General features: G+C 72.2%; 16 protein-coding genes and 1 pseudogene. 4 read left to right on the top strand and 13 right to left on the bottom strand.

Annotation, left to right across the window (positions count from 1 at the left end; genetic code table 11):
- Nucleotides 1–11: 11 nt before the first annotated feature.
- A complete protein-coding gene (locus tag M8J73_RS40500; RefSeq protein WP_055542519.1) occupies nucleotides 12–722 on the bottom strand; it encodes a transglycosylase family protein in 711 nt (236 codons plus the stop codon).
- Between the two features lie 539 nt (nucleotides 723–1,261).
- Here M8J73_RS40500 and M8J73_RS40495 point away from each other — a divergent pair.
- Nucleotides 1,262–2,032, top strand: coding sequence for a DUF8842 C-terminal domain-containing protein (locus M8J73_RS40495; protein WP_055542520.1), 771 nt, complete (start codon nucleotides 1,262–1,264; stop codon nucleotides 2,030–2,032).
- A gap of 168 nt (nucleotides 2,033–2,200) precedes the next feature.
- Nucleotides 2,201–2,551, top strand: coding sequence for a hypothetical protein (locus M8J73_RS40490; protein WP_055542521.1), 351 nt, complete (start codon nucleotides 2,201–2,203; stop codon nucleotides 2,549–2,551).
- A gap of 344 nt (nucleotides 2,552–2,895) precedes the next feature.
- Here M8J73_RS40490 and der read toward each other — a convergent pair whose 3' ends face one another.
- The 5 genes from der to aroH form a co-directional block, all read right to left on the bottom strand.
- Nucleotides 2,896–4,356 carry a ribosome biogenesis GTPase Der gene (der, locus tag M8J73_RS40485; protein WP_055542522.1) on the bottom strand — a complete coding sequence of 487 codons (1,461 nt, stop codon included), beginning with the start codon at nucleotides 4,354–4,356 and terminating at the stop codon, nucleotides 2,896–2,898.
- Between the two features lie 108 nt (nucleotides 4,357–4,464).
- Nucleotides 4,465–5,199, bottom strand: coding sequence for a lysophospholipid acyltransferase family protein (locus M8J73_RS40480; protein WP_240501726.1), 735 nt, complete (start codon nucleotides 5,197–5,199; stop codon nucleotides 4,465–4,467).
- On the bottom strand, nucleotides 5,157–5,834 hold the full coding sequence (gene cmk / locus M8J73_RS40475; RefSeq protein WP_055542524.1) for a (d)CMP kinase: 678 nt from the start codon (nucleotides 5,832–5,834) through the stop codon (nucleotides 5,157–5,159). Before cmk ends, M8J73_RS40480 begins: the two co-directional genes overlap by 43 nt.
- Before the next feature lie 142 nt (nucleotides 5,835–5,976).
- The gene (locus tag M8J73_RS40470; RefSeq protein WP_055542525.1) at nucleotides 5,977–7,062 is read right to left on the bottom strand and encodes a prephenate dehydrogenase; all 1,086 of its coding nucleotides are present in this window, start codon (nucleotides 7,060–7,062) and stop codon (nucleotides 5,977–5,979) included.
- Nucleotides 7,059–7,421 (bottom strand): chorismate mutase, encoded by a 363-nt coding sequence (gene aroH, locus M8J73_RS40465; protein ID WP_055514415.1) that lies wholly within the window; start codon nucleotides 7,419–7,421, stop codon nucleotides 7,059–7,061. Before aroH ends, M8J73_RS40470 begins: the two co-directional genes overlap by 4 nt.
- A 167-nt stretch (nucleotides 7,422–7,588) precedes the next feature.
- On the opposite strand from aroH, the gene M8J73_RS40460 reads away from it, so the two are divergent.
- Both M8J73_RS40460 and M8J73_RS40455 read left to right on the top strand, forming a co-directional pair.
- A complete protein-coding gene (locus tag M8J73_RS40460; protein WP_055542526.1) occupies nucleotides 7,589–8,011 on the top strand; it encodes a Rieske (2Fe-2S) protein in 423 nt (140 codons plus the stop codon).
- A 22-nt stretch (nucleotides 8,012–8,033) separates the two neighbouring features.
- The gene (locus M8J73_RS40455; RefSeq protein ID WP_055542527.1) at nucleotides 8,034–8,795 is read left to right on the top strand and encodes a nucleotidyltransferase domain-containing protein; all 762 of its coding nucleotides are present in this window, start codon (nucleotides 8,034–8,036) and stop codon (nucleotides 8,793–8,795) included.
- On the opposite strand, the gene M8J73_RS40450 is transcribed toward M8J73_RS40455, so the two are convergent.
- The 7 genes and pseudogenes from M8J73_RS40450 to M8J73_RS40420 form a co-directional block, all read right to left on the bottom strand.
- On the bottom strand, nucleotides 8,712–9,473 hold the full coding sequence (locus M8J73_RS40450) for a nucleotidyltransferase domain-containing protein (RefSeq protein WP_055542528.1): 762 nt from the start codon (nucleotides 9,471–9,473) through the stop codon (nucleotides 8,712–8,714). The two genes, M8J73_RS40455 and M8J73_RS40450, sit on opposite strands and share 84 nt — an antisense overlap.
- 3 nt (nucleotides 9,474–9,476) lie before the next feature.
- Complete coding sequence (locus M8J73_RS40445) at nucleotides 9,477–10,499, bottom strand: ADP-ribosylglycohydrolase family protein (RefSeq protein ID WP_055542529.1); 1,023 nt, start codon at nucleotides 10,497–10,499, stop codon at nucleotides 9,477–9,479.
- Nucleotides 10,496–11,224, bottom strand: coding sequence for an NUDIX hydrolase (locus M8J73_RS40440; RefSeq protein ID WP_249829753.1), 729 nt, complete (start codon nucleotides 11,222–11,224; stop codon nucleotides 10,496–10,498). The genes M8J73_RS40445 and M8J73_RS40440 overlap by 4 nt, the downstream gene beginning before the upstream one ends.
- 176 nt (nucleotides 11,225–11,400) lie before the next feature.
- Nucleotides 11,401–12,474 (bottom strand): pseudouridine synthase, encoded by a 1,074-nt coding sequence (locus M8J73_RS40435; protein ID WP_055541894.1) that lies wholly within the window; start codon nucleotides 12,472–12,474, stop codon nucleotides 11,401–11,403.
- Entirely contained in the window at nucleotides 12,474–13,157 is a 684-nt protein-coding gene (gene scpB, locus M8J73_RS40430) for an SMC-Scp complex subunit ScpB (protein ID WP_055541895.1), read from the bottom strand. Before scpB ends, M8J73_RS40435 begins: the two co-directional genes overlap by 1 nt.
- A complete protein-coding gene (locus M8J73_RS40425) occupies nucleotides 13,154–14,146 on the bottom strand; it encodes a segregation and condensation protein A (protein WP_372504096.1) in 993 nt (330 codons plus the stop codon). Before M8J73_RS40425 ends, scpB begins: the two co-directional genes overlap by 4 nt.
- 420 nt (nucleotides 14,147–14,566) lie before the next feature.
- A pseudogene (locus M8J73_RS40420) lies at nucleotides 14,567–14,877 on the bottom strand (hypothetical protein); the annotation flags it as partial.

Here is a 14,877-nt window from a genome sequence, read left to right as displayed (position 1 = left end):
CGGGAGGGTGCTCAGAGGTCGAGGCGCTGACCGGGCACGATCAGACCGGGGTCGGCCCCGATGACGGCCTTGTTGGCGGCGTAGATCTTCCGCCAGGTGGTGCCCTGCCGGGCGGCGATACCGCTCAGGGTGTCGCCCCGGCGGACGGTGTAGTCGCCCCGGGAGGCGCTGCGGTCCGGGTGGCCGGTGGAGCGCGACGGCGTCGTCGACGGGGCGTTCTTGGAAGGCTTGGCGGCGCTCCCTGCACTGTCGGCCGGGACGGACCTGGTGGTGGCCGAACCGTTCGAGGGCGCGGCGGGGGCACTGCCGTACGCTCCGGCGCGCGCGGAGCAGACGGGCCAGGCGCCCCAGCCCTGGGCGCGCTGGACCTTCGTGGCGATCGCGATCTGCTGGGCCTTGGACGCCTTGTCGGCGGTGGGCGCGTAGGCGGTGCCGCCGTAAGCGCGCCAGGTCGTGGCGGCGAACTGGAGTCCGCCGTAGTAGCCGTTGCCGGTGTTGATGCGCCAGTTGCCGCCGCTCTCGCACTTGGCGATGCGGTCCCACACTCCGCTGTCGGCCGCGGCGGCGTTGCCGGCGGCGGTGAGCAGTCCCAGCGGGGCGAGCAGTACGGCCCCGGCGACGACCGCCGTCGTACGTGTCCTGCGGGCGTCCTGCGCCTTCGCCCTACGGGCGTTCCGCGTGGTGCGAATGTTCTCGCGTGTGTTGTCGGCACATGCGGACATGTAGTTCCCTCTCGAAGGACTCGGGGTCCCCCAAGGCGGGGCGCGCTCCGCGTCGCACAGGACGTGGGGGCGCGCTCAGCCCCGTCCGCCAGCGGGGTGGTGCGGTCGAGCTGGCTGTGGTGCGGCCGGCGGACGTACCCGAGCGGTGCTCGTTGCACACGGCGGGGAATCTAGGGAACTTGACTGGTTGTCAGCAACTGATCGCCCGTCCTCCGAGGCCAGTTCATCGTTACCGCCAGTAGCGACCAATTCCGGCCACCCACTTCATTCGCTGATTTCCGGATTTGTCGGCCAGGTGCCTTGATGATCTGTGAGCCACTTCACCGGGGCAAGTGCCTGGACAGTTCAACGAGTTGACGCGGAGTAACCGATTCCGCGAGCGGATTCACCCTGCGCGCCGGATGGTTCGATTCCATTCGTTCTCGAGCGTGACTCCGGCCACAGAAAGCCCGTTGTCTCCTTCATGAGCCGGAACCTCCGCGCTCACGGGCCGGGCGCCACCCGGCATCCGACACGCACCGCATCCCGAGGAGCCACCCGTGCCGCGCATGCTCGAGGTCAGCGACGAGGTACGCGCCGAGATCGGCGACGAAGAAGCCGACCGGCTGCTCGCCGGAGAGAACGCCCCCGGCAGCTACGACTGCACGTCCTGCCGTACCCCGGGGGACTCCGAGCAGGAGCGCACCAGCACCGTCCTGTTCGTCGGCGACGAGACCGCCGTGCTCGCCTTCGCCCACGCCACCTGCCTGCCCTCCCAGGTCGTCCAGGTCACCGAGGAACAACTGCAGGGCGCCGCCCGGTCCATCGCCGGATCGGCGGCCCCGCAGGCCGCCCCCGAGCAGGCCGTGCTCGGCGTCACCAGTGGACTGATCCTGCTCAGCGGTGAGTTGCACCCGGCGCTGGTCGTCGAGCCGACCGCGCCGATCGCCCGCCCGGGCACCACCGGCGCCGGCGACGACTTCCTGCCGCTGCTCATCGAGCAGGGCTTCATGCCGCTCCCCCAGATCGACTCCGTCCCGCCCGTGCTGCACGGCTGGTCGGTGCTGCTCGCGATGGGCCAGCTGCACGCCATCCTGCAGCCGGGCCCCGTCGGCGGCACCCCGGTCGCCTGGTGGCAGGCGCACCAGGCGCTCCAGGTCGCCGACAGCTGGCGGGCCGCGGCGAACAAGCACCAGCAGGTGCTGCTGTTCGCGGCGCCGGTCGGGTCGATCGGACGGCAGCCGCGGGAGGACCTGCTGCGGGAGGCACTCGACAAGGCCGCGGCGAACGGCAAGTTGGTGGCCGCGACGCTGCCGCTCGCCGGGACCTGACGGCCGGCCCGACCCCGGGCAGGGCCCCGCGGATCCCCGCACGGGGCGCGGTCCCGGGCCGGAGGCTGAATGGTGTACGGCCCGCATCCCTTGCCCGGCGGGGTCGTTGGCACAGACGTGCACGCATTTGACGTTCCCCGCCGCCAGTCCTACTCGTCGATCCCGTCCATGCGGCCGGCGCAGGACCCTTCGGGCGGCCCATCGACCACACCGATCTACGACACGCTCTACGCGGAGTGGGTCAGGTCCTATCGGGCCCTGCCGGGTGACCGGCACGGCGAGGAGGAGCTGGGGTTCACCGGGTTCGGGAACCTCCAGCACGGCTCGGGCGGCCAGCGCACCGGCTCGTACGGTTCCCGGCACTCGACCGGGCACCTCGCGACCCAGCGCGACAGCCAGTCCGCGCAGACCACCACGACGACCACCGTGTGGCAGGCGGTCGCCCGTATCCCCACCGGCCACACGGGAATGCACCACATCCCGTCCCCACTGCCACCCAACCCGCGCCGGGGCCTCTAGGCCGTGTCCGCAAAGTCCCGTCTGCCCCGCGACGCCTGGCACGTCCTCCCGCCGCACCGGACGAAAGCGCAAGTACATCCAGTACGAGGACTTTCGCCCGGCACTCCCCCAAGCTCTTCGAGCAGGGGGTACCCCCAGAGCACGCACCAGACGCCGTGGGGCCCGCCCTCCGGGCGGACGACGCGACTTTGCGGACACGGCCTGGACCGGGGACTCCCGGCGACGCGGACACGTACGAGGAGGGCGGCTCCCCGTAGGTCGGATGACCTGGGGGGAGCCGCCCTCCTCGTACGTGTCCGATCAGACGTGTACGCCCATGCGCCCTCGGGCGTGCCCCGTCGCCGTCACTTCTTCTTGCCGCGCTTCTCGCGCACGCGGACGGAGATGTGGATCGGAGTGCCCTCGAAGCCGAACTCCTCACGCAGCCGGCGCTCGACGAAGCGGCGGTAGCCCGCCTCGATGAAGCCGGAGGCGAAGAGGACGAAACGCGGGGGCTTCGTGCCCGCCTGGGTGCCGAAGAGGATACGGGGCTGCTTGCCGCCGCGGATCGGGTGCGGATGGGCGGAGACCAGCTCGCCGAGGAAAGCGTTGAGGCGGCCCGTCGGCACCCGGGTCTCCCAGCCGGCGAGGGCCGTCTCGATCGCGGGGACCAGCTTCTCCATGTGCCGGCCGGTACGCGCCGAGACATTGACCCGGGGCGCCCAGGCGACCTGACCGAACTCGGTCTCGATCTCCCGCTCCAGGTAGTAGCGGCGCTCCTCGTCGAGGGTGTCCCACTTGTTGTAGGCGATGACCATGGCGCGGCCCGCCTCGACGGCCATCGTGACGATCCGCTGGTCCTGCACCGAGATCGACTCGGAGGCGTCGATGAGGATGACCGCCACCTCCGCCTTCTCGACGGCGGCCGCGGTGCGCAGCGAGGCGTAGTAGTCGGCGCCCTGCTGGAGGTGGACGCGCTTGCGGATGCCCGCCGTGTCGACGAACTTCCAGGTGACGCCGCCCAGTTCGATCAGCTCGTCGACCGGGTCGCGGGTGGTGCCCGCGAGTTCGTTGACGACGACGCGCTCCTCGTTCGCCACCTTGTTGAGGAGGGAGGACTTGCCGACGTTCGGGCGGCCGATCAGGGCGATCCGGCGGGGGCCGCCGACGCCGGTGCCGAAGCTCTGCGCGGGGGCCTCGGGCAGGGCCTCCAGGACCGCGTCCAGCATGTCGCCGGTGCCCCGGCCGTGCAGCGCGGACACCGGGTACGGCTCGCCGAGGCCCAGCGACCACAGGTACGCCGCGTCGGCCTCGCCGCTCGGGCCGTCGACCTTGTTGGCGCACAGCACCACGGGCTTGCCGGCCTTGCGCAGCAGCCGGACGACGGCCTCGTCGGTGTCGGTGGCGCCCACCTTCGCGTCGACGACGAAGACGACGGCGTCGGCGGCCTCGATGGCGTACTCGGCCTGGGCGGCGACGGAGGCGTCGATACCGAGGACGTCCTGCTCCCAGCCGCCGGTGTCGACGACCTTGAAGCGGCGGCCCGCCCACTCGGCCTCGTAGGTGACACGGTCGCGGGTGACGCCGGGCTTGTCCTCGACGACCGCCTCACGGCGGCCGATGATGCGGTTCACGAGCGTCGACTTGCCGACGTTCGGGCGGCCGACGACGGCGAGGACGGGCAGCGGGCCGTGGCCCGCCTCGTCGAGGGCGCCCTCGACGTCCTCCAGGTCAAAGCCCTCTTCCGCGGCGAGCTCCATGAACTCCGCGTACTCGGCGTCGCCAAGCTCTCCGTGCTCGTGCTCGGAGGGAAACTGGTCGTTCATGAAGTCCGTACCTCGTCGTTCATCGTGGTGATCGGTGGAGCGGCCGGCAGGTCCGCCGGCCAATCCACTACTCAGTGTCGCCCAGCGCCCGATCGGACGCCCGGCGTTTTAGGCGCGGCCGGTGAGCCGCCGTGCGTGGTCCAGGTGGGCGCCGAGCTGCTTCTGGATGCGCTCGGTCGCCTCGTCGAGGGCCTTGCGCGTCCGGCGGCCGCTGCCGTCGCCCGCCTCGAACGGGTCGCCGAAGACGACGTCCACGCGGGAGCGCAGCGGGGGCAGCCCCTTGATCAACCGCCCGCGCCGCTCCGTGCTTCCCAGGACGGCCACCGGGACGATCGGCGCGCCGCTGCGGACGGCGAAGTAGGAGAGCCCGGCGCGCAGCGAGGCGAAGTCGCCCTCGCCCCGGGTGCCCTCCGGGAAGATGCCCAGCACACCGCCGTGCTCCAGGACGGCGAGCGCCTGGGTGATGGCGGTGCGGTCGGCGGTCGAACGGTCCACCTTGACCTGTCCGATGCCGAGCAGGAAGGGGTCGAGGGGACCGATGAACGCCTCCTTCTTGATGAGGAAGTGCGTCGGCCGGGGCGCCACACCCATGACCATGGGGCCGTCGATGTTGTGGGAGTGGTTGACCGCGAGGATCACCGGGCCGGTCGTGGGGACCTTCCAGGCGCCCAGCACACGCGGCTTCCACAGCCCGTACATCAGACCGACGCCGATGCGCCGGCCGACCTCGGCGCCCCGTACCGAGGGGGCCTCGGCAGACCGGGTGCGGCCCGAGGGGGCGCGTTCCGAGGACGCCTCGCTCACTTCGCCGCCCGCTTCTCCTCGACGAGGGTGACGACGCACTCGATGACCTGCTGGAGGGTGAGGTCCGAGGTGTCCACCTCGACCGCGTCGTCCGCCTTGGCGAGCGGCGAGGTCTTGCGGCTGGAGTCGGCGGCGTCCCGCTTCAGGAGGGCCTCGCGGGTCGCCTGGACGTCGGTGCTCTTCAGCTCGCCGCTGCGGCGGGCCGCGCGGGCCTCCGGGGAGGCGGTGAGGAAGATCTTCAGGTCGGCGTCCGGCAGCACGGTCGTGCCGATGTCGCGGCCCTCGACGACGATGCCGTTCTCGGCGTCGGCGGCGATGGAACGCTGGAGCTCGGTGATCCGCGCGCGGACCTCCGGTACGGCGCTGACCGCGCTGACCTTGGAGGTGACGTCCTGGGTGCGGATCGCGGCGGCGACGTCCGTGCCGTCGACCGTGATGGTCGGCGCGGACGGGTCGGTGCCCGAGATGATCTCCGGCTTGCCGGCCACGGCGGCGATGGCCGACGGGTCGTCTATGTCGATGCCGTTGGTGACCATCCACCATGTGATCGCCCGGTACTGGGCGCCCGTGTCGAGGTAGCTCAGCCCGAGCTGTGCGGCCACGGCCTTCGAGGTGCTCGACTTGCCCGTGCCGGAGGGGCCGTCGATGGCAACGATCACTGTGGCGCGTTCCACTGGGGGGCACCTTTCCTGTTCCGAGGTGGCGGGGCGAGACGGAAGGCGCCCCGGACAAGGGTACTGGGTGCGCGTAGCCCGTCCGGCCCTGCCCGCGACGGCACCCCCGCTCCGGGCCGCCCGACGAGCGGACGGGCCGGTGTCACTGCCGCAGCGCCCACCCGCGCTCGCGCAGGGCGCCCGTCAGCACCGGCACCGCCTTCGGCTCGACCATCAGCTGGACCAGGCCGGCCTGCTGGCCGGTGGCGTGCTCGATGCGGACGTCCTCGACGTTGACCCCGGCCGCGCCGGCGTCGGCGAAGATCCGGGCGAGCTGGCCGGGCTGGTCGTCGATGAGGACGGCGACGGTCTCGTAGACGCGCGGCGCGGAGCCGTGCTTGCCGGGGACACGGACCTGGCCGGCGTTGCCGCGGCGCAGGACGTCCTCGATGCCGGTGGCGCCCTCGCGGCGCTTGGCCTCGTCGGAGGCCTGGAGGGCGCGCAGGGCCTGGACGGTCTCGTCGAGGTCGGCGGCGACGTCGGTGAGGAGGTCGGCGACGGGGCCGGGGTTGGCGGAGAGGATGTCGATCCACATGCGCGGGTCGGAGGCCGCGATGCGGGTCACGTCCCGGATGCCCTGCCCGCACAGCCGTACGGCGGCCTCCTCGGCGTGCTCCAGTCGCGCCGCGACCAGGCTGGAGACCAGGTGCGGCATGTGGGAGACCAGGGCGACGGCCCGGTCGTGGGCGTCGGCGTCCATGACGACGGGCACGGCCCGGCAGTGCGAGACCAGTTCCAGGGCGAGGTTCAGGACCTCGGTGTCCGTGTCGCGGGTCGGGGTGAGCACCCAGGGCCGGCCCTCGAAGAGGTCGCCGGTGGCGGCCAGGGGGCCGGACTTCTCCCGGCCCGACATGGGGTGGGTGCCGATGTAGGCGGAGAGGTCCAGGCCGAGCTCCTCCAGCTCGCGCCGGGGGCCGCCCTTGACGGAGGCCACGTCGAGGTAGCCGCGGGCGAGGCCCCGGCGCATGGCGTCGGCGAGGGTCGCGGCCACGTGCGCGGGCGGGGCGGCGACGACCGCGAGGTCCACGGGCCCGGCGGGCGGCTCGTCGGTGCCGGCGCCGAGCGCGGCCGCCGTCCGGGCATGCTCGGGGTCGTGGTCGGTGAGGTGGACGGCCACACCGCGCTGGGCGAGGGCGAGCGCGGCGGAGGTGCCGATGAGGCCGGTGCCGATGACGAGTGCGGTTCTCACTGGGCGATGTCCTTGCGGAGTGCGGCCGCGGCGCCCAGGTAGACGTGCGCGATCTCGGAGCGGGGCCGGTCGGACTCGATGTGGGCGAGGATCCGTACGACGCGGGGCATCGCGCCCTCGATGTCGAGTTCCTGCGCGCAGATCAGCGGGACGTCGACGATGCCGAGCTTGCGGGCCGCGGCGGCCGGGAAGTCGCTGTGCAGATCGGGCGTGGCCGTGAACCAGATGCTGATCAGGTCGTCCTGAGTGAGCCCGTTGCGCTCCAGGACCGCGGTGAGCAGTTCACCCACCCGCTCGTCCATGTGCGCCGCCTGGTCCTCGTCGAGTTGGACGGCGCCCCGGACCGCTCGTACCGCCACGGTTTGGCTCCTTACCTGCTGTGCGTCACGGCTCCTTGCCCGTCCAGCCTAGTGAGCCCGCCCTGACCGGGCGCGCGGCGCCCGCCTGCCGAGACACCTACAGGTGACGTCATTTATGGCACTCTGTCCTGAATTGAAGCTTCTGCGGTGTTCTTCGGAGTGACGACATGACGATGGGTACGACACGGCGCGCGGTGCTGGCCACCGGTGCGGCGGGCACGGCGGCACTGCTCGCGGGCTGCGGCGGAGGCGGCGACGGCGGCTCGGACGGGACCTCGACCCCGGAGGGCACGGGCGGCGGGGGCGAGGCACTGGCGAGGACGGCCGACATCCCGGTCGGCGGCGGCAAGATCTTCAAGGACGAGAAGGTCGTGGTCACCCAACCCCAGGAGGGCGACTTCAAGGCGTTCTCGGCGGTCTGCACCCACCGTGCCTGCCTCGTGACCACGGTGGAGGACGGCACGATCAACTGCCCGTGCCACGGGAGCAAGTTCAGCGTCACCGACGGCGCGGTGGAGCACGGCCCCGCCCAGCGGCCGCTGCCCTCCGAGCAGATCACGGTCTCGGGTAATTCGATTCGGCTGGCCTGAGCCGGCCCCGTACGCTCCCGGCATGCAGCCCTCGCACGCCCACGCCCTGGTCCGCGACCACACGATCTACTCCTGTGTGATGGGTTCACGCGCCTTCGGTCTCGCGACGGACGACAGCGATACGGACCGGCGGGGTGTGTTCCTGGCGCCGACCTCCCTGTTCTGGCGCTTCGAGAAGCCGCCGACGCATGTGGAGGGGCCGGCCGAGGAGCAGTTCGGCTGGGAGCTGGAGCGCTTCTGCGAGCTGGCCCTGCGCGCCAACCCGAACATCCTGGAGTGCCTGCACTCCCCCCTGGTGGAACACCTCGACGACACGGGCCGCGAGCTGCTGTCCCTGCGCGAGGCGTTCCTGTCCCGCGGGGCTCATGAGACGTTCGCCCGCTACGCCCTCGGCCAGCGCAAGAAGCTGGAGGCGGATGTCCGCACGCACGGCGCGCCCCGCTGGAAGCACGCCATGCATCTGCTGCGCCTGCTGATGAGCTGCCGCGACCTGCTGCGCACGGGCACGCTCACCGTCGATGTGGGCGAGCAGCGCGAGCCCCTGCTGGCGGTCAAGCGCGGCGAGGTCTCCTGGGAGCGGGTCGAGGCGTGGATGGCCCGGCTGGCCACGGAGAGCGAGGAGGCGGCGACCCGCTCCCCGCTGCCGGTCGAGCCGGACCGGGCCCGGGTTGAGGACTTCCTCGTCCGCACCCGGCGCGCGTCAGCCCTGCGGTCCGTCGAGGCGGACCCGGATCACGAAGTCGTGCAGGGCGTCGTACGCGGAGGGGTTCTCGGGAAGCGCTGACAGGGCCTGCTCCTCGTCGAGCGTCTTGTGCAGCCGCTCCACGTCCTGGGCCACGCGGTCCTGATCCACCTCGGCCTTGCCGTGCTCCTGTGCCACCTTCGCCGCGACGAGGTCCGGCAGATACGCGGGGGCCTCCTCCACCAGCGGCAGCAGGCTCGGCAGATGGGCCTGCACCTCCCCGCCGCGCATGAGGTGGATGCCGGTGAGCAGCACCCGGAACGTGTAGAGCAGCGGCTTGAGTTCACCGGTCTTCTCGAACAGCCGCCACTGGGTAATGGCGAAGCCTCGGTAGTGGTGGGCGTGGTGCCGGGTGAGGACGCCCGGCGCGAGGGAGATCAGTTCGCGGTGCGCGTCGCCGGTGTGCACGACGAGCGGGGAGAGCAGCTGCTCCAGCACATAGCCGTTGCGGCGCAGCATCAGCCGTACGAACTTGCGCAGGTCGTGCGTGACGAGGTCCATCTCGACACCGTCCCGGTCCCACATCCTCGACCGTGTCTCTTCGGGCTCCGTCAGTCCGACCAGGTGGGCGGCGGGCAGGAGATGCACACCGCGCAGGTCGACGTCGGAGTCTCGGGAGGGGAAGCCGTACAGGTGGGCTCCGGAGACGGTGGCGAACAGCAGGGGATCGGGCTGTTCGGCGACCACCGGTGCCAGGTCGATGTCGAGGGCGTCGGTCATCCCTCAAGCGTCCCAGAGCGCCCCCAGCGACACGAGGTCGCCCTGGTACTCGATCCGGTCGGCCCACTCCACGGGCCAGGCGGCCGGGCCGTGGTGGGCGCCCGCGAAGGCTCCGGTGAGGCAGGCGATGGAGTCCGAGTCGCCGGAGGTGCAGGCAGCGCGGCGCAACGCGGTGACGGGCTCGTCGACGAAGAGGAGGAAGCACAGCAGTCCGGTGGCGAGGGCCTCTTCCGCGATCCAGCCCTCCCCGGTGGCGAGGCACGGGTCGGTCTCCGGGGACGGGGTGCGCAGGGCCTGCTGGACACGGTCCAGGGCGTCGAGGCACTCGTCCCAGCCGCGGGCGATGTACTGCTCGGGCGAGGGGTCCTGGCTGTAGGTCCACAAGTCACCGAGCCAGCGGGCATGGTAGCGGGAGCGGTTCTCGTAGGCGTACGAGCGCAGCTGTCCGACCAGGCCGAGCGGTTCGACGCCCTGGGCGAGCAGGCGTACGGCGTGGGCGGTGAGGTCGGCGGCGGCGAGCGCGGTGGGGTGGCCGTGGGTGAGGGCGGCCTGCAACTGGGAGGCGCCGGCGCGCTGTTCGTCGCTGAGCGGGCCGATGAGGCCGAGGGGCGCGACCCGCATGTTGGCGCCGCAGCCCTTGGAGTGGATCTGGCTGGCGAACTGCCAGGGATGGCGCTCCCGTGCGAGGAGGTCGCAGGCGACCAGGCAGGTCTGGCCGGGGGCGCGGTTGTTCTCCGGGGAGCGGGACCAGTCGACGAACTCCTTGCGGACGGCCTTCTCCAGGGCCTCGGGGCCGAGCACCCCGCGGTCCATGGCGGCCCGCAGCCCGTGGCCCAGGGCGAGGGTCATCTGGGTGTCGTCCGTGACGATCGCGGGCCTCGGCAGCTCCATCTTCCGCCAGGGGCCGAATTTCGCGAGGATCGAGGGTACGTCGTTGAACTCGGTGGGGAAGCCGAGCGCGTCCCCGAGGGCGAGGCCGAGCAGGGATCCGGTGGCGGCGCGCTTCGCGAGCAGCGTCATGGTCATCGGGGCCGTCCTTCCGTGGTGGGTCGCAGCAGGGGCGGGTGCAGGGCGGTGGCCCCACCCGCTCGGTACAGCGCGGCGGGCTTGCCGCGTCCGCCGGTCAGGCGGGCGGCGCCGGGCACCTGTTCGACGAAGCCCGGCGTGGCCAGCACCTTGCGCCGGAAGTTGGGCCGATCGAGGGGAGTGCCCCACACGGTCTCGTAGACCTGCTGCAATTCGCCGAGCGTGAACTCGGGGGGACAGAAGGCGGTGGCGAGACAGGTGTACTCGAGCTTGGCGCCGACGCGTTCGTGGGCGTCGGCGAGGATGCGGTCGTGGTCGAAGGCGAGCGGTCCGACGGCGTCGAAGCGCAGCCACTGGGCCTGGGCGGCGTCGCCGCCGCCGTGCGGGACGGGCGGGTCGGGCAGCAGGGCGGCGAACGCGACGGTGACGACCCGCATCCGGGGGTCCCTGCCGGGCTCGCTGTAGGTGCGCAACTGCTCCAGGTGGAGCCCCGAGGCGTCCGTGACACCGGTCTCCTCCGCGAGCTCCCGCCAGGCGGCCTCCTCGGCGGACTCGTCCGGCAGCACGAACCCACCGGGCAGCGCCCAGCGGCCGGCGTAGGGCTCCTCGCCGCGCTCGACGAGCAGCACCTGGAGGGTGCCCGCGCGGAGGGTGAGGACGGCGAGGTCGACGGTGACGGCGAAGGGCTCGAAGGCGTACTTGTCGTAGCCCTCGGGTGAGGTCATGGCCGTCGCCCCCTTTATGGTCACCCTGACTAATAGTCATGCCGACTATAAATGCGTGGGGGTGGGGGCACAACCCCTTTACGGAGAAAGGAACGCCAGGACCGGGGCCCGAAACGGCAAAGGGCCGGCCCCGGGCACAAGACCCGGGACCGGCCCACCGCTGAACTCCGGGAGGTCTAGAGGTCGACCTCCCCCATCAGCATCCCGACCTCGGTGTTCGACAGGCGGCGCAGCCAGCCCGACTTCTGGTCGCCGAGGGTGATCGGCCCGAAGGCGGTGCGGACCAGCTTGTCGACGGGGAAGCCGGCCTCGGCCAGCATCCGGCGCACGATGTGCTTGCGCCCCTCGTGGAGGGTGACCTCGACGAGGTAGTTCTTGCCGGTCTGCTCGACGACCCGGAAGTGGTCCGCGCGCGCGTACCCGTCCTCCAGCTGGATGCCGTCCTTGAGCCGCTTGCCCAGGTCACGCGGGATCGGTCCCACGATGTGCGCGACGTAGGTCTTCTTCACCCCGTACTTGGGGTGCGTCAGCCGGTGCGCCAGCTCGCCGTGGTTGGTGAGCAGGATGACACCCTCGGTCTCGGTGTCCAGGCGGCCCACGTGGAACAGCCGGGTCTCCCGGTTGGTGACGTAGTCACCGAGGCACTGCCGGCCCTCCGGGTCCTCCATGGTCGACACGACCCCGGCGGGCTTGTTGAGGGAGAAGAACTGGTACGACTGCGTCGCCACGGTCAGACCGTCGACCCTGACCTCGTCCTTCTCCGGGTCGACCCGCCGGCCCTGCTCGGTGACGATCTCGCCGTTGACCTCGACGCGGGCCTGCTCGATCAGCTCCTCGCAGGCACGCCGGGAGCCGTAGCCGGCGCGGGCGAGCACCTTCTGCAGCCGCTCGCCCTCCTGCTCGGCGCCCGGGAAGGTCTTGGGCAGCTTGATGTCCTTCTTGCCCGCGTACCGCTCCCGGTTGCGCTCCTCGGCGCGCGCGTCGTACTCGCGCGAGGTCGCCGGGGCCGAACGGCCGCGCCCGCGGGGCTGCTGCGCCTGTTTGGGGCCGCCCTTGGCGCCGCCGCGCGCGGAGGCGCCCCGCCCGGACTTCGGGCCGTCCTGCGTCCCGCCGGGGCCCACGTCGTAGCGGCGCTCCTCGGGGCGGGGCTTGCGGGGACGGCCCTGGCCGCCCTGCTTCTGGTCCCTGTTGTTGCCGGCACCGCGGTGGTTACCGCGCCCGCCGCTCTTGCCGCTACCGCTGCTTCGCATCAAAGTTCCGTCGTCGTCGTGTCAGTCATGGCCGACGTGGGTCCGTCGTCCGCGTCCGGGGCATCCGGATCGAACGACGGTACGGCTTCCTGGGTCTCGGCCTCGATCGCCTCGGCCTCCGGGAGGAAGGGCGCGAGTTCCGGTAGCTCGTCCAGGCCGCGCAGGCCCATCCGCTCCAGGAAGTAGTTCGTCGTCCTGTACAGGATCGCACCTGATTCGGGTTCCGTGCCCGCTTCCTCGACCAACCCGCGCTGGAGCAGGGTCCGCATGACCCCGTCGCAGTTGACCCCGCGCACCGCGGAGACGCGGCTGCGGCTGACCGGCTGGCGGTACGCCACCACGGCCAGCGTCTCCAGCGCGGCCTGGGTGAGCCGGGCCTGCTGACCGTCGAGCACGAACTTCTCCACGGCGGCCGCGTACGCGGGGCGGGTGTAGAACCGCCACCCCCCGGCGATCAGCCGCAGCTCGAAGCCGCGCCCCTGCGCGGTGTAGTCGTCGGCCAGTTCCCGCAGCGCCTTGGTGATCTGCCGCTTCGGGCGCTCCAGGATCTTGCTCAGGTGCTCCTCGGTCGCGGGTTCGTCCACGACCATGAGGACGGCCTCCAGGGCGGGCTTGAGGTCGAGGTCGGCGACGGTACGCAGCCCCCCTGACGCCACGGTCGCCTCGGTCGTCTCCTCACTCACGCCTTCTCCTCCTTCGGGGGCTCGGGCGGCCGGTCGAACTCGTCCGTGACCACGGGCTCCGCGTCGCCGTCGCCGCCCGTCCAGCGGACGATCAGGTCGCCGAGGGCGGTCTCCTGGTCCAGGGCCACGGCCTTCTCCCGGTACAGCTCCAGCAGCGCCAGGAACCGGGCCACGACAGTGAGGGTGTCGTCGGTGTCCTCGACGAGCACGCGGAAGCTGGCCTCCCCCAGCTCCCGCAGCCGCGCGACGACGATCCCGGCCTGTTCCTGCACGCTGACGAGGGGCGCGTGGATGTGGTCGACGTACACCTGCGGCTTGGGCTTCGGCTGCATGGCCTTCACGGCCAGCCTGGCGAATCCTTCCGCCCCGATGCTGATGACCACCTCGGGCAGCAGCTCCGCGTGCTGCGGCTCCAGGCCGACGGTACGAGGGTAGCGCCGGGCCTCCTCCTCCAGCCGCCCGTTGAAGATCTCCGCGATCCGTTTGTACGCCCGGTACTGCAGCAGGCGGGCGAACAGCAGGTCCCGGGCTTCGAGGAGCGCGAGGTCGCCCTCGTCCTCCACCTCGGCGGCGGGCAGCAGCCGGGCCGCCTTCAGATCGAGCAGCGTCGCGGCGACGACCAGGAACTCGGTCGTCTCGTCGAGGTCCCAGTCCGGTCCCATACCGCGGATGTGCGCCATGAACTCGTCGGTGACCTTGGACAGCGCGACCTCGGTGACGTCCAGCTTGTGCTTCGAGATCAGCTGAAGCAGCAGATCGAACGGCCCCTCGAAGTTGGCGAGCCGAACCTTGAAGACCCCGTCCTCGACGCCCTCGCCTTGCCCGGCCCCGACGGGGGCATCGGCCCCGGCCCCGACGAGGGCATCGGCCCCGGCCCCAGCGAGGGCATCGGCCCCGGCACGAGCGTCCATCTCGGACTCCGGCGCGCCGGTCACCACCAGCGACCGGGCAACCGCCGACTCACCCCCGGCATCGCCCCCGGCGACCACCTCGGTCCCGGTCCCCGCCCCGGCCCCGTCCCCGGTCCTCGGCGCGGCGTCGGCGTCGGCGTCGGCGTCGGCGTCGGCGTCGGCGTCGGCGTCGGCCGCGGCGTCGGCGTCGGCGTCGGCGTCGGCGTCGGCGTCGGCGTCGGCGTCGGCGTCGGCGTCGGCGTCGGCGTCGGCGTCGGCGAGGGGATGCTCGTCACCGCCGCTTGCGTTGGGGGCAGTCGTTCCGCGGGGCGGAACGGGTGGGCACAACGCCCCACCGGCCTCGGCCGGGCCACGCTCCTCGGCCGACGACTCGCCCACCGGCGAACCCGGCGGAGCCACCGGCCCCCTCCCCAGCGCACGCCGACGGCCGGCGGGACCGCCGGGGGGCGCCGCCGACGACGAGGGGTCATACGAGGTCATAGCCCCCGCAGGCTACCCCTACCGCCCCCGCAGCCGTCGTACGAGGATGCTCGCGTCACCGCGGGACTCCAGATCCGCCAGCACCACGGCGACGGCCTCCCGGACGATCCGCCCGCGGTCGACGGCCAGCCCGTGCTCCCCGCGCAGCACCAGCCGCGCGTGCTCGAGGTCCATCAGCTCCTCGGCGGACACATACACGGTGATCTTCTCGTCGTGCCGCTCACGTCCACTGGGCCGGCGCCCGGCGGCCCGCCCCCGCTTGCGCGGCGCGGCCCCGGCGGCCGCGCCCGGCGCGGCAGAACCTTCCTGCGGCTTCGGCTGGCGCCCGG

It is taken from the genome of Streptomyces neyagawaensis (assembly GCF_023516595.1).
GTDB classification, from domain to species: domain Bacteria; phylum Actinomycetota; class Actinomycetes; order Streptomycetales; family Streptomycetaceae; genus Streptomyces; species Streptomyces neyagawaensis.
Note: the sequence above shows the minus strand (reverse complement) of the source record. Positions and strands in the feature narration are given on the sequence as shown.